Annotated in this window: 24 protein-coding genes; 15 read left to right on the top strand and 9 right to left on the bottom strand. The window is 54.6% G+C overall.

Going from position 1 to position 17,413, the window contains the following annotated elements:
* Positions 1–343 precede the first annotated feature (343 nt).
* Both ACZRMH_RS22975 and ACZRMH_RS22970 read left to right on the top strand, forming a co-directional pair.
* On the top strand, positions 344–1,039 hold the full coding sequence (locus tag ACZRMH_RS22975; RefSeq protein ID WP_464015416.1) for a hypothetical protein: 696 nt from the start codon (positions 344–346) through the stop codon (positions 1,037–1,039).
* Between the two features lie 249 nt (positions 1,040–1,288).
* Positions 1,289–2,119: a DUF2971 domain-containing protein gene (locus ACZRMH_RS22970; protein WP_464015415.1), complete on the top strand. Its 831-nt coding sequence runs from the start codon at positions 1,289–1,291 to the stop codon at positions 2,117–2,119.
* 98 nt (positions 2,120–2,217) lie between these two features.
* On the opposite strand, the gene ACZRMH_RS22965 is transcribed toward ACZRMH_RS22970, so the two are convergent.
* From ACZRMH_RS22965 to ACZRMH_RS22930, 8 genes are all read right to left on the bottom strand, one after another.
* Positions 2,218–3,033 carry a DUF2303 family protein gene (locus ACZRMH_RS22965; protein ID WP_464015414.1) on the bottom strand — a complete coding sequence of 272 codons (816 nt, stop codon included), beginning with the start codon at positions 3,031–3,033 and terminating at the stop codon, positions 2,218–2,220.
* Positions 3,034–3,058: 25 nt separating this feature from the next.
* Positions 3,059–3,406 carry a hypothetical protein gene (locus ACZRMH_RS22960; protein ID WP_464015413.1) on the bottom strand — a complete coding sequence of 116 codons (348 nt, stop codon included), beginning with the start codon at positions 3,404–3,406 and terminating at the stop codon, positions 3,059–3,061.
* A gap of 91 nt (positions 3,407–3,497) precedes the next feature.
* Positions 3,498–3,845 carry a hypothetical protein gene (locus tag ACZRMH_RS22955; RefSeq protein ID WP_464015412.1) on the bottom strand — a complete coding sequence of 116 codons (348 nt, stop codon included), beginning with the start codon at positions 3,843–3,845 and terminating at the stop codon, positions 3,498–3,500.
* Between the two features lie 401 nt (positions 3,846–4,246).
* A complete protein-coding gene (csrA, locus tag ACZRMH_RS22950; protein WP_464015411.1) occupies positions 4,247–4,432 on the bottom strand; it encodes a carbon storage regulator CsrA in 186 nt (61 codons plus the stop codon).
* Between the two features lie 54 nt (positions 4,433–4,486).
* Positions 4,487–4,870 (bottom strand): response regulator transcription factor, encoded by a 384-nt coding sequence (locus ACZRMH_RS22945; protein WP_464015410.1) that lies wholly within the window; start codon positions 4,868–4,870, stop codon positions 4,487–4,489.
* Between the two features lie 323 nt (positions 4,871–5,193).
* Positions 5,194–5,859 carry a BRCT domain-containing protein gene (locus ACZRMH_RS22940; protein WP_464015409.1) on the bottom strand — a complete coding sequence of 222 codons (666 nt, stop codon included), beginning with the start codon at positions 5,857–5,859 and terminating at the stop codon, positions 5,194–5,196.
* The gene (locus ACZRMH_RS22935; RefSeq protein WP_464015408.1) at positions 5,813–6,286 is read right to left on the bottom strand and encodes a hypothetical protein; all 474 of its coding nucleotides are present in this window, start codon (positions 6,284–6,286) and stop codon (positions 5,813–5,815) included. The genes ACZRMH_RS22940 and ACZRMH_RS22935 overlap by 47 nt, the downstream gene beginning before the upstream one ends.
* Before the next feature lie 27 nt (positions 6,287–6,313).
* Complete coding sequence (locus tag ACZRMH_RS22930) at positions 6,314–7,084, bottom strand: LexA family transcriptional regulator (RefSeq protein ID WP_464015407.1); 771 nt, start codon at positions 7,082–7,084, stop codon at positions 6,314–6,316.
* 92 nt (positions 7,085–7,176) lie between these two features.
* Here ACZRMH_RS22930 and ACZRMH_RS22925 point away from each other — a divergent pair, with 92 nt between their 5' ends.
* Positions 7,177–7,413 carry a Cro/CI family transcriptional regulator gene (locus ACZRMH_RS22925; RefSeq protein WP_464015406.1) on the top strand — a complete coding sequence of 79 codons (237 nt, stop codon included), beginning with the start codon at positions 7,177–7,179 and terminating at the stop codon, positions 7,411–7,413.
* A gap of 267 nt (positions 7,414–7,680) precedes the next feature.
* Here ACZRMH_RS22925 and ACZRMH_RS22920 read toward each other — a convergent pair whose 3' ends face one another.
* A complete protein-coding gene (locus ACZRMH_RS22920; RefSeq protein ID WP_464015405.1) occupies positions 7,681–8,310 on the bottom strand; it encodes a hypothetical protein in 630 nt (209 codons plus the stop codon).
* A gap of 93 nt (positions 8,311–8,403) precedes the next feature.
* On the opposite strand from ACZRMH_RS22920, the gene ACZRMH_RS22915 reads away from it, so the two are divergent.
* The 12 genes from ACZRMH_RS22915 to ACZRMH_RS22860 all read left to right on the top strand — a co-directional run bounded on the left by ACZRMH_RS22915 (position 8,404) and on the right by ACZRMH_RS22860 (position 17,413).
* A complete protein-coding gene (locus ACZRMH_RS22915) occupies positions 8,404–9,177 on the top strand; it encodes a DnaT-like ssDNA-binding domain-containing protein (RefSeq protein WP_464015404.1) in 774 nt (257 codons plus the stop codon).
* Positions 9,174–9,869 (top strand): replication protein P, encoded by a 696-nt coding sequence (locus ACZRMH_RS22910; protein WP_464015403.1) that lies wholly within the window; start codon positions 9,174–9,176, stop codon positions 9,867–9,869. Before ACZRMH_RS22915 ends, ACZRMH_RS22910 begins: the two co-directional genes overlap by 4 nt.
* Complete coding sequence (locus ACZRMH_RS22905; RefSeq protein ID WP_464015402.1) at positions 9,862–10,071, top strand: hypothetical protein; 210 nt, start codon at positions 9,862–9,864, stop codon at positions 10,069–10,071. Before ACZRMH_RS22910 ends, ACZRMH_RS22905 begins: the two co-directional genes overlap by 8 nt.
* Entirely contained in the window at positions 10,068–11,369 is a 1,302-nt protein-coding gene (locus ACZRMH_RS22900) for a tyrosine-type recombinase/integrase (RefSeq protein WP_464015401.1), read from the top strand. The genes ACZRMH_RS22905 and ACZRMH_RS22900 overlap by 4 nt, the downstream gene beginning before the upstream one ends.
* A complete protein-coding gene (locus ACZRMH_RS22895) occupies positions 11,366–11,749 on the top strand; it encodes an antiterminator Q family protein (protein WP_464015400.1) in 384 nt (127 codons plus the stop codon). Before ACZRMH_RS22900 ends, ACZRMH_RS22895 begins: the two co-directional genes overlap by 4 nt.
* A 161-nt stretch (positions 11,750–11,910) precedes the next feature.
* The gene (gene gvpU, locus ACZRMH_RS22890) at positions 11,911–12,384 is read left to right on the top strand and encodes a gas vesicle accessory protein GvpU (RefSeq protein WP_464015399.1); all 474 of its coding nucleotides are present in this window, start codon (positions 11,911–11,913) and stop codon (positions 12,382–12,384) included.
* 75 nt (positions 12,385–12,459) lie between these two features.
* Positions 12,460–12,789 carry a phage holin, lambda family gene (locus ACZRMH_RS22885; protein WP_464015398.1) on the top strand — a complete coding sequence of 110 codons (330 nt, stop codon included), beginning with the start codon at positions 12,460–12,462 and terminating at the stop codon, positions 12,787–12,789.
* A 22-nt stretch (positions 12,790–12,811) separates the two neighbouring features.
* Positions 12,812–13,186, top strand: coding sequence for an HNH endonuclease (locus ACZRMH_RS22880; protein ID WP_464015397.1), 375 nt, complete (start codon positions 12,812–12,814; stop codon positions 13,184–13,186).
* Between the two features lie 160 nt (positions 13,187–13,346).
* Positions 13,347–13,832 carry a phage terminase small subunit P27 family gene (locus tag ACZRMH_RS22875; protein WP_464015396.1) on the top strand — a complete coding sequence of 162 codons (486 nt, stop codon included), beginning with the start codon at positions 13,347–13,349 and terminating at the stop codon, positions 13,830–13,832.
* On the top strand, positions 13,832–15,559 hold the full coding sequence (locus ACZRMH_RS22870) for a terminase large subunit (RefSeq protein WP_464015395.1): 1,728 nt from the start codon (positions 13,832–13,834) through the stop codon (positions 15,557–15,559). The genes ACZRMH_RS22875 and ACZRMH_RS22870 overlap by 1 nt, the downstream gene beginning before the upstream one ends.
* On the top strand, positions 15,559–16,782 hold the full coding sequence (locus tag ACZRMH_RS22865) for a phage portal protein (protein WP_464015394.1): 1,224 nt from the start codon (positions 15,559–15,561) through the stop codon (positions 16,780–16,782). Before ACZRMH_RS22870 ends, ACZRMH_RS22865 begins: the two co-directional genes overlap by 1 nt.
* On the top strand, positions 16,760–17,413 hold the full coding sequence (locus ACZRMH_RS22860) for an HK97 family phage prohead protease (RefSeq protein WP_464015393.1): 654 nt from the start codon (positions 16,760–16,762) through the stop codon (positions 17,411–17,413). The genes ACZRMH_RS22865 and ACZRMH_RS22860 overlap by 23 nt, the downstream gene beginning before the upstream one ends.

Raw genomic sequence — 17,413 nt, 5'->3', positions numbered from 1 at the left:
GAAGTCATGGGAGAGGTGATGCAGGAAGCCTTGGCTATGCGGCATGATGCTCCGGCTTCAATTCAATAACCGTGTTGCACTCAGCTCCTGCAACCGCCCAGGTACAGAGTTAAAAGGATCAGGAGCAGGCAAAGCTGCCCGGTGCTGATTGAAGGCATAGAGGAATCCTCCCCGCCGATCGTGGCAGGATGTTTGGGCTAGCAGTTGGGGGCTGAGTGGGGGGCTCAACCTTGACGCTCGCTCTATTTGTTTTTGATTTAAAGTACTCTTTGATGCTTGGTGTTATTGAAGATTTGTTAGAGTAACGGCCTGATTTGGGGGAGGTGGTATCTTGAGGCGTTTCATGGAGTATTGGCTAAATCAGGCGGAGTGGTGGCGCCGTCGTAGTTTAGAGTGGTGGGCTGCGCATATCACGGCTGTATATATAGGCGGCGCTTTTATGGTAATGGGGGCTAGGTTTGACGAGCTGGTGTCCCTGGGGCTTAATGAGGTAGGGGATTTTTTAGCTGGTGTATTTGGTCCTATAGCTTTCTTCTGGTTGGTTCTGGGTTATGTGCAACAGGGGCGAGAGCTTAAGTTAAGCTCTCAAGCACTCGCCACTCAAGCTGAAGAGCTTAGAGCTTCTGTGGCTCAACAAATTGAATTGGTAAAAGCAACTAATCGCACACTAGAAAATTATGAGAGTTCACTTGAGCCTCTTTTGCAGCTTAAGTTTTGCGAAATTATTCAGGCGTTTGATGAGGGTGCTGTAGTAGAGCGGCATCGTTTTACTGTTGCGAACTCAGGCGCATATTGTGAGGGTGTTGAAGTTCGTGTTGGCGATGAGTCTGACCAAGTAGTGGCAAGGTTTTCATCCTTGGCGACAGATTCAGAGATCGAATTTAGTATTGACGATATTTTGATTTCTGATGCGTTATTCAATATTAGATTTTCATATTTCAAGGCCAATGGGAATCCCGGGGTTCAAGAGTTCAATGCGTGGAAAGATTGGGATCAAGGGTGGTGGGTTGCAGTTAATAAAAAGATAAATGGAAGGTGATTTGTCTTTTGTTGCATCGACCGACACTTTGTTAAACGGTTCAAGCAGGCTCTGTTCTGCAAGGGTCTCCATCAGATAATGGCTGGCACCGTTAGCGCAAAATTGCACTGTCTACTGCTAGCTGAGGGTGCTTTGTTTCAAATTTAGCGAGCAAATGGGTGGTGTGGTGCACTGCATGACAAGGTGCGTCAACGTTTTTTAAATGATAATATTTGAAAAATTCAGACTCTCAGAGAAGGCAGGGATTGCGTGTCAAAGTTCATATATAGATATAAATATTTTTCAGATAGTAAATGGTTAAGATCGACCATTTCTGAGAGAACGATAAAATTTACCAATCCTCACAGATTTAATGATCCGTTTGATTGTATGCCTGCTATTGATGTTAGATATTCTCGTGATGTTAATCATCTTCATCCGGAAATTAGACGCATGTTTAATTTGGATAATCTTAGCGGTGTTGAGTTCGAAAAAACAATTTCGATGTGTGAGTCTCATATGGCTGAAATAGTCGAAAGTGGTGAGTTTTTGTCCGAGTTGCTTTCGGGGGCTTCAGTACTTTCGCTATCGAAAATACCAGATAGTACGCTCATGTGGTCTCACTACTCTAAAGACCATTCCGGTGTTGTGTTAGAGTTTAAAATTAATGTTTCTAATAGTGGGCTATCTTTCGATGAGGTTTGCTCGAATTTCATTTGTCAGGATGTTGTTTATTCAAGTGCTCGACCATTTATGTTGATGGATGGAAGTCCTGCAAATCCAGAAACAGTACTAGAGGAGATTTTTCTTACAAAATCGTATGTGTGGAGTTATGAACAAGAAAGCAGGGTTATTAGAAATGCAGGTGGCGAGGGAGTTTTTAAGTATGATGATTCTCTCCTAAGTGCAGTTATTTTAGGGGCTCGAAATGCTTCCGAAAATGAGATTCGAGAATTGGTTGCTGTCACAGGGAGGGCTCTAGGGCGAGAAATTCCAGTGTATAAAACTGACTTTTGCAAAAGAAATTATAGAGTGGTTATACCTGATTTTGTTTTTCGTTCTGAGGAGGGTGAGATTCAGTCTGATTATCCTGTGGAGTGATGATTGTATCTGAGGGCCGATTTTTAGATGGAGTTGCTCTGGTTTTGAAAGTTTCGCGCCACTTCTCGGGTATGGCGATTCTGTGGCGCTGCAATTTTTTACTTAGAGTCAAATGTGCCAAGTGTTAACTGGGCAGATATCCCAATCTGCGCATCAAGCACGGATTTGAACTCGTGCGCGATTTCTTCCCGCTGCAGTTCTTCGCCGATCCAGCGCAGTTTCAGCATTGGCTGTGCGCCGCTGGTGATGACAGACAGGCGCAAGGTGATGTTGCGGACGGTCAACCCCTCGTAAGGTACCACCGAAAAAACCAGTGCAGCAGGCAGGGTTTCTTTGCTGGTGGCTTCGATCTGGTCCATTGCACTACGGCTGGTGCGGGTTTCGCTGACGGCATGGTCACTTTCCGATGACGCTTTAATGGTTATGGTACGCACCGCCGCGATGGCTTTGACGATGCTCATTGGCTGGCCAGCCTCGTCGGTAGCAGTTAGCGAGGCATTCCAGTCTTCGATCCAGTCGCTGAGGTCTTTCTGCGACATTGCACGGCCAGGGATTTCTTGAGCTGCCTTGTAGCCTGCGGATGGCTTTAGGCGCAGTACTGCGCGGTCATCAGCGTGGCCGGGTACAGCATCAGTGCCCAAGTTGAAGATCAGTGTGCAGGCCATGTCGTCTTGATTAATAAAGCCGCGAGCGCCTTTAATGGCGCGCTCTGTGACGTAGGCGCTGAAATCAACCAGCGAGTTGGTGGCCAGTACGCCACGGAAACGGCTGCGGCCCGCCTGGTACTTCTCCAGATCAACCACTTTCGCGCCTTCAGGCAGGATGGCAGTTGGTGTGTGGGTCAACAGCGCTTTGCCTGCGGCCACAAGGGCTGTGTCGGTAATTAACTGAATTGCTTCTGAGCTGAGGGACATGGTTCAAGACTCTTTGTGAGTGGGATTATGTGCGCGGGGTGATTGGTGCTTCTTCTCGATTGAATAGCTGGTCGTGCTTTTCGGGGAACATCGTGATGCTGCCACCGGCGCCGACATACATCGGTGTGTCGAGGCAGGTGTTTTCGTTAAGCTCGCCGTACTTTGTGGGCACCTTGTAAGCCAGCTTATGTTTGATTTTTACCTGGTGAGATTGGCCAATCGGGCTGATATCAAGAGTGATCACGAGTTTTCCGACTTTGCCGTGATCAACTACTCCGGCGGCTACTTCGGAGAGGGCGTGTCCTATTTGGCTGATGAATGCACCGCCATTGAGGTCGTCGAGAAATTGCGCGGTATCGGTAGGTTTGGACATTGTTGTTGCTCCGGTCTGGCTAGGAGTCCGCTGGGCGGCAGGTTGTGTTGGGTTTGGCGAAGGCGGCGCAGTACTGAGGTGTTTATGCGCCTCACTGGTGACTGCCGAAAAAGACAAACACGGCCAGTATTGCGCCGATGCGTAATGCCCAATTGCGCAGGGCTTTCCCGAATTGCTTGATGTTGAACTGCGCCGCTTTGGCTTCCAGCTCCCGGGCGTGGCCGGTGGCGTTGTTGTGACCGATACGCTCGGCGACTGTCTTTCCGGTGGCGCGCTCAATCAGTAAAAAGTTGTTGTCGCCAATAGCCTTGACGATGATGCGGGGAGCCAGTGTCGGCGGCATTACGCCGGGCTTTTGGTAAAACTCGGCAGTGGCCAGACGTGCACGCTCGCGCAACCCTTCAAGAATGGCGCGGCGCTGGGAGATAGATGGATGCATGGTCGATCCTCGACAGGGTTACGGTTATTAGTCAGCACTCAGGCATCGCGTTGTTTGCCGATGTGCTTGCAATGGAGTTCTGACGAATAAACGCAGGTATGAAAAAGCCCAGTCGAAACCGGGCTGTGTTGCTCTCTTAAAACGCCACCGTATGTAAGAGCCTGGCTGTGCGGGCGTGCCCGTCACGGTTTATGTATGCATGGCAGAATCCTCCGGTTTGTTCGTCACGGGAGTAGGGGTGTGATGCAGGTGTCCAGCGTCTGCTGGGTTGGCGTCCGCATCGGTCTGTACTCAGGCCGGTAAAAGCCGAAGATCAGACCGATACGACCTGGTGCTGGGGAGTACCAGGGGCTCGGGCAGTTAGCGACAGGCTGTCGTGGCGCTGGTTGGTTCTTTGCGAGTTAAGCCGCGCTGTCTATCTCTCGTTGAGCCTGAATTCGTTCGTAGACTTCTTCGCGGTGAACCGCCACATCCGCAGGGGCGGTGATGCCGATTCTTACTTGCTGCCCGCAAATGCCTAGCACCTGAATGCTGATGTCGTCGTTTATGCGGATGGTTTCGCCTACTCGTCGGGTAAGTATCAACATGGTGATGCTCCTTGGTTTGTTGTTCCTGTGCGCCGGGCTGGCGCTATAAGTGAGTTAACCGGTCAGCTCTGGCGCTTCGGCGCGGCGCACCAGGCGCATTTCGGCGAAGCGCCGTTCTGTGGGGCGACGGTCGCGGGGGACCATTTCGCTGCCCGTGGACGTGTGGATGGCAATCAGTCCGGCGAGCAGCAAGCAAAGCGGGGTGATGATCTGCCGCCGCATCGCTTCGGCAACCATCGCGCCCTGGCGGTGAACGCCGAGCTTGAACATGGCGCAGGCCAATCGCTTGACCACGGTGCCCGGCGCAATGCCGAACTCTCTGGCGATCTCTTTGGCGGTCAGTCCTTGAGCAACTGAAAGCACGAATTGCAGTTCCCGTGGCGCAAGGCCCCGGCCGAGGTGGCCTTTCCATGCTCCGTCTACGATCGTCGATTCCATGATGTTTTCCCGGTTGTTTTCCCGATGCACCCGGCAAGCCAGGTGCAGCAGTGAAAGTGTCCGTTTCTAAAGAGCTCTCATTGCTGAGCCAGTCGGTCCCCGTGAGGGGGCTGGGGCCAGGTTTCCCCCTGGTCGTGGTAGCCGGTGAGTCTCCGGCTTGTTGCCGGTGTGATCCGGCGATGAGTCGAACAATACCAATGGCAATATTGTTTGTAAATGCCATTGGTATTAATATTTTTTTCGGACATGAAAAAACCCGCGCTTGGCGGGTTTTTGTCTGGCCCGTATGAGGGGGGCTTTTCAGGTGTGATGCATGATGCTGCTTAAGTTGAATGTCCGAAAAGTGCTTCTTGCCATGCGTGTTCGCCAATGATGGCAACCGGGCTACCCGATTCGCGCAACTCAACGGCTCTCATGATCTTCAGGCCATAACTGCTGTGGCGCCACTGATCGTTTCCGACGCTTCCTACCACCAGGTAATGAGTCTTTTTGTTGATCCCGCCACCAATCAGCCCGCCACGCTCTTCAATAAGTGCCTGGCAATTCTTGCGTGGCCCATAGGCCATAACGCCAGTGAAAACGAATAGGCGTTCCGCCCAGACTATTTCGGGTACGGGCATATTGAAGGGGAGGTCATTCGGGGTGGTGAAGCTGGCCTCGCTGGCTTTGTTCTCAGCTTTGCCTTGGCTAAGGCTCAGGCCTGAGAAGTTTTGCAGCATTGCCAAGAGCTCTCTCGATTCCTCTGCATCCAGAATCCCATCGGAAAGCATGTTTGATAGGCGGCGATACAGAATATTGACGACTGGATCTTCTAGATGGAGAAGATTTTTGGCAATCCATTCTTCGAGGAAAATAGCCTCTTTTAAAGTGACGACACCGTCGGAGACGATGCCAGCCGCTAGACCTACAAGGGCATCAGCAGAGCGCCTATCAATCCGCGCTTCATTGAAAAAGCGACTGTTCTGAAACTCCTGATGTAGATCCACCATTTAAAACTCCGTCTTCAATGTTGTTATTGTCGGACTCATTCAGAATTTTGCGTATGTCTGGCGTGAAGGTCACGATCATCAGTGTTTTCGCACATTTGACAGTCACCTCTGCATCCATCGCAATTTTTAGATCCTCACCACGCAGTCCCTGCCATTGAGCCAGGTAGCGTAAGGATCCGAACTTTTCGCGCTTAACCAGCGTTCGGTCACTACCGCCTTTCCAGTTCAGAGGAGGAAGTTCACCGGCCCGCGTCCGCGCTGCCAAGTCGGGGTTTTGGATGGCAAGTTTGCGGCCGATTTCCCAATTCTTTATCAGCCCAGAATCAGGGCCTTGCCAAGTCTCGTGCCAGCTGAGTTTCGACCTTACAGGCTCGGCATGGGATCGCTGAATTAGTAGGTTTGTATCCATTGATTCAATCAAGGCCATCCAAGAATCCATCCTGCGGAGTTTTTGTTAGAGCTTCTTCACATCCCAGGCCAAAAGCACACGGGCATGAACATGCATTCGTTCCAGTTGTTCGCCATCCAGATCAATTGGGCGATAGATTGGGTTGTCAGAAATCATGGAAAGGGACCGGCCAGTGATCCGCTGCAAGCGCTTGATGAACAGATCACCGTCAAGGGTAAAAACATAAATAGCATCTGTTTTTATCTCGGTAATGCCTCGGTCAATCAGTAGGGAGGCACCATCGCTGAAAGTCCCTTCCATGCTGTCGCCATCACCAGTAATGATCGCCAGATTTTCAAGCTTTGAGTAATGGACTCCGCGCCGGGCAAGCCAAGCCAGATGTACGGTTATATCGCGGATTACATCAATGTGGCCTTCGGGCGCCGATATGCCATGCCCCATTGATCCGCAAACATCCAGTCTGGGGATTGTTACGTATCCCTCGCTGTCGGGTTTTCTTGTGAAGTCGACAGTGACGACATTGTTTTCTTTAGCAGTCTGCGGGCCGATCGCCTGAGCAATCTTGGTCATTTCCTCCGCGAGCCGTTCGCTGAACTCGGAAACTTCCACGCCCAGAATTTTTGCAAAGGACGCTGCAACGGCGGCATTGAGAGGGTTTATGCCATTTAGGTAATGGCTCACAGAGCTTTGGTTCATTTCCAAAGCGTGAGCAAGCTTCTCCTGGGTTAACCCAAGCTCATTTTTTTTCGCGTTAAAGATGGCCTTGAGTCGCTGGCACTCTTCTTTCTTTTCGGGGGGTAGCGGCTTTTTACTCATGGCCGGATCCTATTCCCATCGGTAATAAAGCATCAAATGCCAATGGCATTTACTTTTAAAAATGCCAAAGGTAATATCTCTCCATGTAAACCATGGAGAGAACTCCTATGAGGAGAGTCCACATCACCGTTTTTGCTCAAGAATTTGGGCAGTGCGAGGCAGCAACCTTGCTCAAAATGACTCAGGGCGCGCTTAGCAAAGCTATTCGTCGAGGCCGGGATATCTACGTCACCCAGCACGCAGATGGCTCATTTACAGCGGAGGAGGTGCGCTCTTTCCCTTCTCAGAATCCACCCAAAAGCCAGCTTGCTGAAGCTATCGCGATCTGAGGGGTCAGGAGGGCGGTTTTGTTTGTCCGGCAATTATCAATCTTCTCGATTCCAACCACTAGTGCGGCGGATTGGCTGTTAATACATCCAGTAGCTAAAAATACAGAACGTGAGGATGCCCAATGACGCTCATAACTCTGATAGCTCTCGCAGGCCGGAAGAAAGTTTTTTCCTATGACGATGCAGAAGGGTTCTTTATCGATTTATGGAGGCAGGGCGCATTGATTGGTTATGTGCGCCTTGTCCGTGCAAGCTCCGCTGATGAGGTTAGAGATGGCTGCCCTGTATCAGGGTTTGAAGCAGCGGAATTGCTTTCCCCACATTCTCCATTCCCAGATCCAGCAATTTCGTTATCAACTGTTTTGTGGCCTCAGCAGGTGCTTCTCGAAGAGCTTGCAGGATTCCCTTTTTCTCGTTTTCGGGAAGGTCAGCGTCGTCAAGTCTCGCTGCGATCAAGCGAAGAAGGGTGTCCTCGTGAAACTTGATCGTGACGGTACCGAGGATCGCACCGATGCCTCCATCATCCTCCAAAAAATCCAAGCCCTTAGCCGAAATTCGTGCCTGAGTGATGATTGCAGCACCGCTGATGTTGTTGTGGGAAACCCCACTCTCAACCAGACCATGTTCCTGCAGGTAGATCAGGTTAGCGATGCACTCGGCCTGGGTATATCCAGCCATTTGGTAAGCCGCTTGGCTTCTGCTCGGATAGAACTCCCTGAGCTCTTTAAGCATCAATCGTTGGAGCTCTCTATTCAAGTTCATGTCCGGCCTCCTGGGCCTTTTCGTGTGGAACCAAAAAGTTACCACGGATGCGCCGGACACCCACAACGCCTGAATCACAGGCAAAAAAAAGCCGGTGGCTAGACCGGCTTCTTCAGAACACATTTCGGGGGCCATTATGTGCACCATTTGTTCATCACGCAACACCGCTGACGTGATACCTCGCCTTGCGCCCTTACATGCCACGACCACCGCACAGGAGGCCGTGTAATGGCCCGCATACGCACCATCAAACCCGAGTTCTGGACCAGTGAACAGGTCATGGAGTGCAGCCCTTTGGCGCGCCTTCTGTTTATCGGTATTTGGAATTTCTGCGACGACGCAGGCAACCATCCCATGTCGTCCAAAACCCTGAAGGCACTGGTTTTCCCAGGCGACGACATCACCTCGGCGAAGGTCGGTGAACTGCTCGTCGAGCTGTCAACAAATGGGCTAATCGACCTCTACGAGGTGTTGGGTAAAGAGTACTTACACGTCAATGGCTGGAAGCATCAGAAGATCGACCGACCGACGATTAAGCACCCTGCATATCGACTGACTATCGACGCTGACTCGGAGAGTGCTCGACGAGCCCTCGCCGAGGAACCGCCTGAGCCTAGACGAGCCCTCACCCCCGGAAGGGAAGGGGAATGTAAGGGAGTAAACCCACCCAACGCGCACGAACCGTTCGACCCTCGCGAAATGGTCGCCATGACCCTGGACTGGTTGCCCGATCCAGAAACCCTAAAAACCTATGCCGTTCACGTTGGCCTGTCTGGCGCTCTGTTCACTCCAGCGGTGATTGCCCTGTTCACCTGCCACTACGAGCCGAAGGGTGTGATCAACACCCAGGCCGAGTGGGTGAGCATGCTGGTCAAGTGGGTGCAGCGTGATCAGGTCAAGAGCGCCGGAACCAACGTCAGCCGCTTCCCGGGCAAGCCCCGGACTGACGAACCCTTTGACGATGAAAACACCGACTGGCTGCATCAGGAGGCTACCCAATGAATCAAGTTTCAGTAATCGCCACAGGCCTGTGGGCCAAGGTGCAGACCGGCCAGTTCATCGCTGCCGGTGAAAGCGAACACATCCAGCCCGCCGCCGAGCTGTCCCAGGCCACGGCCAAAGTCATCAACGGTCTGTTCCGCGAACTGCGTTCGATTTTCCCCGCGTGGAAGCAGGCTTGGCCGGATATGGCGACGTACAAAGCCGCCAAGCAGCAGTGGATGCGCGGTTTTCTTGAGGCCGGGATCTGCAGCACTGAGCAATTGCGCTTCGGTCTGATGCAGGCACGCCAAGCCGCCAAGGACTTTGTGCCGAACGTGGGCGTGTTTATCGGCTGGTGTACGCCTACAGCGGAAATGCTCGGCCTGCCGAGGTTGGCTGCGGCCCATCGCGAGGCTTGCCGTAACGCGCATCCGTCGATGGCGGGTCAGGCCAAGTGGACCCATGACGCGGTGTGGCACACGGCCAAAGAGTGCGGGTTTGAAAATCTCAACCGACTGTCTCACGACCTGAGCATCAAGCTGTTTGAGCGCAACTACACGATCACGGTGCGCCGCATTTTGGCGGGCCTGCCGTTGCAGAAAATGCCATTGGCTTTGCCGTCACGGGCTATTGAACGCAGCGCGCCCGAAGTAGGCAACAAGGCGCTGGCGGCACTGCGGGCCATGCGTTCGGGAGGTGCCGCACATGCCTAACCCTCATCTGGTACCGGTTGAACTGAGCGCCTACCGCTGGGCCGTTCACTGCTGCTCGTACAAGCTCGACTTGAGCCACAAGCCCGACCGGGCGGTGGCCCTTTTTGAGCACGAAAGCGCGGCAAAGTACTTCGGGGGGCTGATGTGGCCCAGCACTTTTGAAGTGGTGGACCTGCAATCACCTGTGGGAGCGGGGCAATGAACACCAAAATTCAAACCCTGACCGTGAAGCTGTCCGATGCGGAGATTGGGCGCAATGCCAAGCTTGAGCATGTGCGCGACCTACGGGATGCCGGTCACCCGGCGTTGCACTTTCGCTTCTCCAAGAATCGCACCCGTGGCTCCTGGTACTTGCTTAACAAACGCCGCTGGCACCGCATCGGCGCCTTTCCGGACTTGAGCGCGAAGCAGGTACTGGCTGCGCTGCCAGCCGTGCGCCTGCGTGTGTCAGCTGATGCGGGCTCGACCATTTCGCAATGGATCACCACGGGCGAGCTGCTCAACTGGTACGCCGACCGTATGGCCCGTGACCGTAGTTTGTCGGCCAAGCGCAAGAACACCGGCGCTTCGGCCATGAAGTGTCACCTGCTGCCGCGCCTGGGTGAGTTGCCGCTGGAGGAGGTCAACAAGGCCACCCTCGACACCCTGTTTATGTGGCCGCTGCAGGAAGCTCTTTCCATCGACTACGTGCGTCTGGCGTTCCAGTTGCTGGCCCTGGCATTCCGTCAGGCGTTGAAGCTGGGCCTGATCTCATCCAACCCGATGGCGGGTATCAAGTTCAGCGACTTCTCCAAGGCCAAGGTCGGGATTAAGCCGTCACGCCTGCGTGGTGTGCAGTTGCAGGACTTGTTGGGTGAGTTGGGGCAGGTTACTGCCAACGAACCGGCTGACGCCATGCTGGCCCTGATGATGCTGTGCCACGGGACGCGAATCGGAGAAACCCGGCAAGCACGCTGGCCGCATATCAGCCTGGCCGAACGCGAGTGGTTCATTCCAGCAGAACACACCAAAACCGGCGTGGAGCATCACCTGCCACTGACCGACCAGGTGCGCAGTCTGTTGATCCAGTACCGCGAAACCCAAACCGCCCGTGGTTATGACGGCCAGTACCTGTTCCCGGCCCGCAATGGCAAGGCGCTGAGCGAAGGGCAGGCCAGTGCCGTGTTCACCCGATTGGGCAAGGGCGAGTGGACCAGCCACGACCTGCGCAAGGTAGCCCGTACCGGCTGGGCAGACCTCGGCATTGACCACCTGATCGGTGAGCTGCTGATCAACCACGCGATGGGCCACAACGTGAAGGTGTACATCCAGTCGGACGTGATGGGCCGCAAACGTGACGCGCTGGAGAAGTGGCACGCCCATCTAGACGAGAAGGGTTTCAGCCTGATCCACGGGCAGACAGGCGTTAGATTCGGAGAATCCGGTAATACGCTGGAGGCCGCTAACGGTGAGGCTTGCAGCGCTATTCAGAAAACAACCATAGGCGAGGATAAAAAATGATGATTCGCAAACCGCTGCACCGGCCTTTGGGTGATACCGAACACATGCTTGAACAATGGGGCTGGTGGCGGATGGACGGAATGGGGGTTCCCAGTTATGCCTCGCCAATGCTGGCCCTGATGCGTGATGCGCTGCCCTCCAGCACGAAGTCCTACACCATCACTGATGAGCTGGCCTGTGCTGTTGATGGGGCGTTGGCCAGGCTGTGCAAGCGTGACCAACAGATGGGCGATATGGTCTGGTTGTACTACGGCGCCAAGTGGCCAGCCATTCGCGTGGGTCGTCACTACAAGGTGAGTGAGATGAAGGCCCGGGAGCTGATCAAAGCAGGGGTGGCCTGGATCGACTGCGTTCTGGAGACATTGCGCGAAGCCGCATAAAAAGGGTTGTCCATATGGAATAGGTTTGTTTTGATGGCACCGTGTTTAGCTGTTACAGCGGGACACCACAGAGAACGCCCGGCCGTTGAGTCGGGCTTTTTGTTTTTCAGATATTGGTGTATAGCTAGTTACTCTCTTTGAGTAGTGGCTAGAGGCTGGCAATGACTGAAGTTCAAAATGAAAAAACGCTCAATGATTATTTGAGAGAGGAGTTTGATGATTCGCTCTTCACTAAGATGAAATGGGAGGGACGTCAAACAGACGGCGTTCTACAGTGGTTCGCACAGTTTGTTAATGCGACGCCATTCCGTGTTCCTATGACTCTGACAGTCGGTGGGAATTTGATTTCTGGCGAGATGATTTCTGAAGAAGCATATTTTGAACAGTTAGCAGCTAACTTTTCAGGAGCTTTGCCAGAAGAAAACAAAGACACAGGGAAAAAGCTGATACAGATGTTACAGCCAGTACATGATGCTGATAGTGAAGAACGACCGGTCTGTCAGTTTATTCATATGCAGGAAACGAGAGTTTTTGCGGATGCTGGTAAGCCAATAATTAGTAGCGGCGTTTTGTGGCGCGGCAAGATATCAAGTGTTGATGGTTTCAGCTTAGGTTCTCTTTCAGTAACTCAATAGGCCAACCCAATATAAATAAGCCTCGCTATGAAGCGGGGCTTTTTCATTTCTAGCTCCCAATCGGGAGGACACCGGATGCCTCATATGCCTGACAAACCAGACACCTGGGTGATCGTACTCGCGTGGCTGAGTCAGCACTCCCCGACGATCTATGCCGCCTCACTGTCCTTTGTAATGGCGATGCTGCGCATTGTGTATGGCGGCGGTACCCGGCGGCAGGCGCTGCTTGAGGCAACCATCTGCACGCTGCTGACGATCAGTCTGATCTCAGTGCTGGAGTACTTCGGCCTGCCTTCCAGTCTAGCCACACCGGCAGGGATATGGATTGGTTTCCTAGGGGTGAAGAAGATCGCCAACCTGGCTGACCGCTTCGCTGACTTCAAGCTGCCACGGCGTTCTGACTGATTCATCTATCAGGTACTTAATCATGGCGCTACGCCCCCAGAAACCCTGCAACGCCCAGGGCTGCAACAAGCTCACGCGCAACCCGCGCTACTGCGACGATCACCTGCACCTGCTTAAGAGCTTCACCCGCGAGAAACCCCGCGAATCCAGCTCGGCCCGTGGCTACAACTACAAGTGGCAGCAGGCTCGAGCGGGCTACTTGGCCAAGCATCCGCTGTGTTGTCACTGTTCGGCCCGCGACCTGGTTGTTGCTGCCACGGATGTTGACCACATCGTCCCGCACAAGGGTGATATGGCGCTGTTCTGGCAGCGATCCAACTGGCAAGGGCTCTGCGGGTCTTGCCACTCCACCAAGACGGCCACAGAAGACGGTGGATTTGGCAACTCCCGACGCTGAAAAGCAAAAACCACTCAAATTTGCAAATAAAAATGCTCGAATACGAATCATTCGCCTCACAAGGGAGGGGGGAGGTCAAAACTTGAGGGCTCTTTTCTCCTAGACCGCGCCCTCAAGAGGTTTTGTTCGCCCGCGAAATTAAAAATTCAGGAGTTGCGCTATGGGGGGCACCGCCACGGTCGCTGGCCGTGGTCGAAAACCCAAGCCCACGGCCCAGAAGAAACTCGCCGGGAACCCCGGTAAGCGGGCTTTAAACACCTGTGAACCGCAGTTCTCAACGGTCACCAATATTGATCCGCCCGAGTGGTTGAGCGCACGCGCCGCCACGATGTGGCGAATGCTGATCCCTGAATTATTGCGCGAGCATGTTGTTGCGCTGACGGATTTGCATAACGTCGAAGCGTTCTGCACCGCCTACGACAAGTGGCGGATGGCTGAAGAAGCCGTCCAGCAGTTCGGCATCGTCGTCGAATCCGCACAGGGCAGCCCGATGAAAAACCCGGCACTTACCGCCGCCAACGAATCCATGCGCCAACTGGTGACCTTCGGCTCATTGCTGGGCCTCGACCCATCAAGCCGTAGCCGCATCATCGGCGGCAACAAATCCACTTCAACCAACGAATTCGCCAAACTACTGAGTACCTAATGAGCAAAACCCTGCATGCCAACGTCGACAAGGCGATGGTGTGGGGGCGCTCTGTTTTGCGCGGCAAGGTGCCGGCATGCCGGTACATTCATCAGGCGGTTCAGCGCCACTTCGATGACTTGGCCAACAGCCGCAAACGCATCTTTCGCTTCAAGTTCGACCCGGCCAAAGCCGAGAAAAAGCTCAAGCTGATCCAGCTGCTGCCGCACACCAAAGGGGAGTGGGCATTCAAACGCCAACTTATCACCTTGGAGCCGTGGCAGTTGTTCGGTTTGGCCGTCACCTTCGGCTGGGTCAAGAAGAAGGGCGGGCACCGGCGCTTTCGTGAGAGCTATTGGGAAGTGCCGCGTAAAAACGGCAAGTCCGTGGTGGCGGGCGGTGTCGGCATCAGCATGTTTGTGGCAGATGGCGAATACGGCGCCGAGGTCTACGCCGGTGCGACCACCGAGAAGCAAGCGTGGGAGGTGTTTCGCCCGGCCAAGCTGATGATCACCAAGTCACCGATGCTGGTCGAGGCGGCAGGGATTGAGGTCAACGCCTCAAACATGAATATCCCCTCCGACTTCAGCCGCTTTGAGCCGCTGATCGGCAACCCGGGCGACGGGGCATCACCGAGCTGCGCCATCGTCGACGAATACCACGAACACCCGACCTCAGCCCAGTACGACACCATGCTCACCGGCATGGGCTCCCGTCGCCAACCGCTGATGTTCATCATCACCACGGCGGGTGCCGACATTGAAGGGCCTTGCTACGACAAGCGCCGCCAAGTGATCGAAATGCTCGAAGGCACGGTGCCGGATGAGGAACTGTTCGGCTGGATCTGGACCCTGGACGAGGGCGACGACTGGACCGACCCGAAGATGCTGGCCAAGGCCAACCCGAACCACGGGGTATCGGTGTTCCAGGAGTACCTGGAGAGCCAGCAAGCGCGGGCCATACGCTCGGCGCGTTTCACCAACACGTTCAAAACCAAGCACCTCAACCTCTGGGTAAGTGCAAAAACCGGCTTCTACAACGTCGAAAGCTGGCGTACCTGCGAAGACACCGCGCTCACCCTGGAGCAGTTCGCCGGGCAGGAATGCATTCTGGGTTTCGACCTGGCGCGCAAGCTCGACATGAACTCAATGGCGCGGCTGTTCTGGCGGGTGATCGACGGCCGGGTGCATTACTACTGCATCGCGCCGCACTTCTGGGTGCCCGAAGACACCGCCTACAACACCGACAACAAACGCATGTCGGAACGCTTTCAGGCGTGGATCAACTCCGGCCATCTGCAAACCACAGACGGCGCCGAGATCGACTACCGCGAGATTCTCGACGAAGCCAAAGAGGCCAACCATATCGCCCCCGTGCGCTGGTGCCCCATCGACCCGCACGGTGCGACGGGCCTCAGCCATGACCTGGATGACGAGGGTTTCAACCCGGTCACCATCACCCAGAACTACACCAACATGTCCGACCCGATGAAAGAGCTGGAAGCGGCGATTGAGTCGGGGCGTTTTCACCATGACGGCAACCCGATCATGACCTGGTGCATCGCCAACGTGATCGGCAAACACATGCCCGGCAACGATGACGTAGTGCGCCCGATCAAGCAGGGCGACGACAACAAAATCGACGGCGCCATTGCGCTGATCATGTCCATAGGGCGGGTGCTGGCAAACCTTCATCCGGAGGAAACCCTCTCTGGCCACCTCACCAAACACGGAATCAGGAAACTCTAATGGGGTTATTCAAGCGGATTGGCCGGCTCTTTGGCGCCAAGGGCGATCCCCAGGCCATCGAGACGTCAGAGAAACTGGCCAAGGCCTTGGGCGCAGGTTACGACACCCATGCCGGGCAGCGGGTAACCACCAGCAGCGCGTTACAGCAGTTGGTGGTTTTCAACTGCATCAGGGTGTTGTCCGAGTCCATCGGCATGTTGCCGTGCCGTCTGCTGAAACAAACCGGCAAGGTTCGTTTGCCAGCCACTTCTCACCGGCTGTATCCGCTGCTGACAATGGCGCCCAATAGCTTTATGACCTCGCAAGAGTTCTGGGAAATGCTGGTGGCGTGCTTGTGCCTGCGCGGCAACTTCTTCGCCTACAAGGTGATGGCGCTGGGCAGCGTGGTCGAGCTGCTGCCACTGAACCCCGACATCGTGACGCCCAAGCTCAAAGACGACTGGACGGTGGAATACACCGTCAACTTCAAGACCGGTCAGCAGGTGCTGACACAGGACGAAATCTGGCATGTGCGACTGTTCACCCTCGACGGGTTGAATGGTTTGAACCCCATCGCCTACGCACGGCAAGCCCTGGGCCTTGGCCAGGCGATGGACACCCACGCCGCCAAGCTGTTTACCAACGGCGCGGTCACCAGCGGCGTGCTGCAGACCGAGCAAACCCTGACCGATGAAGCCTTTACCCGACTGAAAGCCGAGTTTCAGGGCGAACACATGGGCGTGGCCAACGCTTACAAGCCGATGATTCTGGAAATGGGCCTGGACTGGAAACCTATCAGCCTCAACGCCCAGGACACCCAATTTATCGAATCGAAAAAGATGAGCGAGGCGCAAATCTGTGGCCTGTTTCGCGTGCCGCCACACCTGGTGGCCAGCATGGAAAAAATGACCCTCAACAACATCGAGCACATGGGCATGAGCTTTGTGAACTACTCGCTGGTGCCGCTGATGACCCGCATCGAGCACCGCATTCGGGTGGGCTTGCTCAATGAAACAGACCGCCTGACCCATTACGCCAAGTTCAACGCCGGTGCCCTGATGCGCGGCGACCTCAAAGGCCGTTACGAGTCCTACGGCAAAGGCATCCAGTGGGGCATTTTGAGCCCCAACGACTGCCGCGAACTGGAAGACGAAAACCCCCGCGAGGGCGGTGATATCTACCTGACCCCTATGAACATGACCACCAAACCGGAGTCGCCCGATGCAGACGAAACAACGGCTTGATCTGCCCCTGACCATCAAATCGGTCAGCGACAGCGGCGAGTTTGAAGGCTACGGCTCCGTGTTCGGCGTTGAGGACAGCTACAGCGACGTGGTGGTGCGTGGTGCCTTTACCGCCACGCTGGAGAAGTGGAAGGCCAAAGCCCGACTGCCCGCCATGCTCTGGCAACACAACATGAGCGAACCCATCGGCATCTACACCGAGATGCGCGAAGACGATGTGGGGCTGTACGTCAAAGGCCGCTTGCTGATCGACGCCGACCCGCTGGCCAAGCGCGCCCATGCCCATATGAAGGCGGGTAGCCTGACCGGCATGTCCATCGGCTACATGCTCGATGACTACGAATACGACAAGGAAAAGGGCATCTGGATCCTGAAAGCGATCGACCTCTGGGAAGTCTCCCTGGTCACCTTTCCGGCCAACGACGAAGCCCGGATTACCGATGTGAAATCTCTGCTGGCCCGTGGCGAAACACCGCCACCCAGCAAAGTGGAGCGCGCCCTGCGAGAGGTAGGGTTTTCGGGCTCCCAGGCCAAGGCCTTTATGGCCAAAGGCTACAGCGCAGTATCACCGCGAGAGGCGGGTGTTGACGACGCAATGCAATCCCTCAAATCACTTTTGACCCGCATTTAA

This window comes from Pseudomonas sp. B414 (assembly GCF_055408445.1).
Note: the sequence above shows the minus strand (reverse complement) of the source record. Positions and strands in the feature narration are given on the sequence as shown.

Coding starts and splice junctions, on each gene's coding strand:
- ACZRMH_RS22905 (WP_464015402.1), top strand. CDS start 9,862: ATGCCTAACCCTCATCTGGTACCGGTTGAACTGAGCGCCTACCGCTGG.
- ACZRMH_RS22875 (WP_464015396.1), top strand. CDS start 13,347: ATGGGGGGCACCGCCACGGTCGCTGGCCGTGGTCGAAAACCCAAGCCC.
- ACZRMH_RS22910 (WP_464015403.1), top strand. CDS start 9,174: ATGAATCAAGTTTCAGTAATCGCCACAGGCCTGTGGGCCAAGGTGCAG.
- ACZRMH_RS22880 (WP_464015397.1), top strand. CDS start 12,812: ATGGCGCTACGCCCCCAGAAACCCTGCAACGCCCAGGGCTGCAACAAG.
- ACZRMH_RS22915 (WP_464015404.1), top strand. CDS start 8,404: ATGGCCCGCATACGCACCATCAAACCCGAGTTCTGGACCAGTGAACAG.
- ACZRMH_RS22870 (WP_464015395.1), top strand. CDS start 13,832: ATGAGCAAAACCCTGCATGCCAACGTCGACAAGGCGATGGTGTGGGGG.
- ACZRMH_RS22965 (WP_464015414.1), bottom strand. CDS start 3,033: ATGTCCCTCAGCTCAGAAGCAATTCAGTTAATTACCGACACAGCCCTT.
- ACZRMH_RS22920 (WP_464015405.1), bottom strand. CDS start 8,310: ATGGCCCCCGAAATGTGTTCTGAAGAAGCCGGTCTAGCCACCGGCTTT.
- ACZRMH_RS22865 (WP_464015394.1), top strand. CDS start 15,559: ATGGGGTTATTCAAGCGGATTGGCCGGCTCTTTGGCGCCAAGGGCGAT.
- ACZRMH_RS22955 (WP_464015412.1), bottom strand. CDS start 3,845: ATGCATCCATCTATCTCCCAGCGCCGCGCCATTCTTGAAGGGTTGCGC.
- ACZRMH_RS22925 (WP_464015406.1), top strand. CDS start 7,177: ATGGAGAGAACTCCTATGAGGAGAGTCCACATCACCGTTTTTGCTCAA.
- ACZRMH_RS22930 (WP_464015407.1), bottom strand. CDS start 7,084: ATGAGTAAAAAGCCGCTACCCCCCGAAAAGAAAGAAGAGTGCCAGCGA.
- ACZRMH_RS22975 (WP_464015416.1), top strand. CDS start 344: ATGGAGTATTGGCTAAATCAGGCGGAGTGGTGGCGCCGTCGTAGTTTA.
- gvpU (WP_464015399.1), top strand. CDS start 11,911: ATGACTGAAGTTCAAAATGAAAAAACGCTCAATGATTATTTGAGAGAG.
- csrA (WP_464015411.1), bottom strand. CDS start 4,432: ATGTTGATACTTACCCGACGAGTAGGCGAAACCATCCGCATAAACGAC.
- ACZRMH_RS22940 (WP_464015409.1), bottom strand. CDS start 5,859: ATGGTGGATCTACATCAGGAGTTTCAGAACAGTCGCTTTTTCAATGAA.
- ACZRMH_RS22860 (WP_464015393.1), top strand. CDS start 16,760: ATGCAGACGAAACAACGGCTTGATCTGCCCCTGACCATCAAATCGGTC.
- ACZRMH_RS22945 (WP_464015410.1), bottom strand. CDS start 4,870: ATGGAATCGACGATCGTAGACGGAGCATGGAAAGGCCACCTCGGCCGG.
- ACZRMH_RS22960 (WP_464015413.1), bottom strand. CDS start 3,406: ATGTCCAAACCTACCGATACCGCGCAATTTCTCGACGACCTCAATGGC.
- ACZRMH_RS22885 (WP_464015398.1), top strand. CDS start 12,460: ATGCCTCATATGCCTGACAAACCAGACACCTGGGTGATCGTACTCGCG.
- ACZRMH_RS22935 (WP_464015408.1), bottom strand. CDS start 6,286: ATGGCCTTGATTGAATCAATGGATACAAACCTACTAATTCAGCGATCC.
- ACZRMH_RS22895 (WP_464015400.1), top strand. CDS start 11,366: ATGATGATTCGCAAACCGCTGCACCGGCCTTTGGGTGATACCGAACAC.
- ACZRMH_RS22900 (WP_464015401.1), top strand. CDS start 10,068: ATGAACACCAAAATTCAAACCCTGACCGTGAAGCTGTCCGATGCGGAG.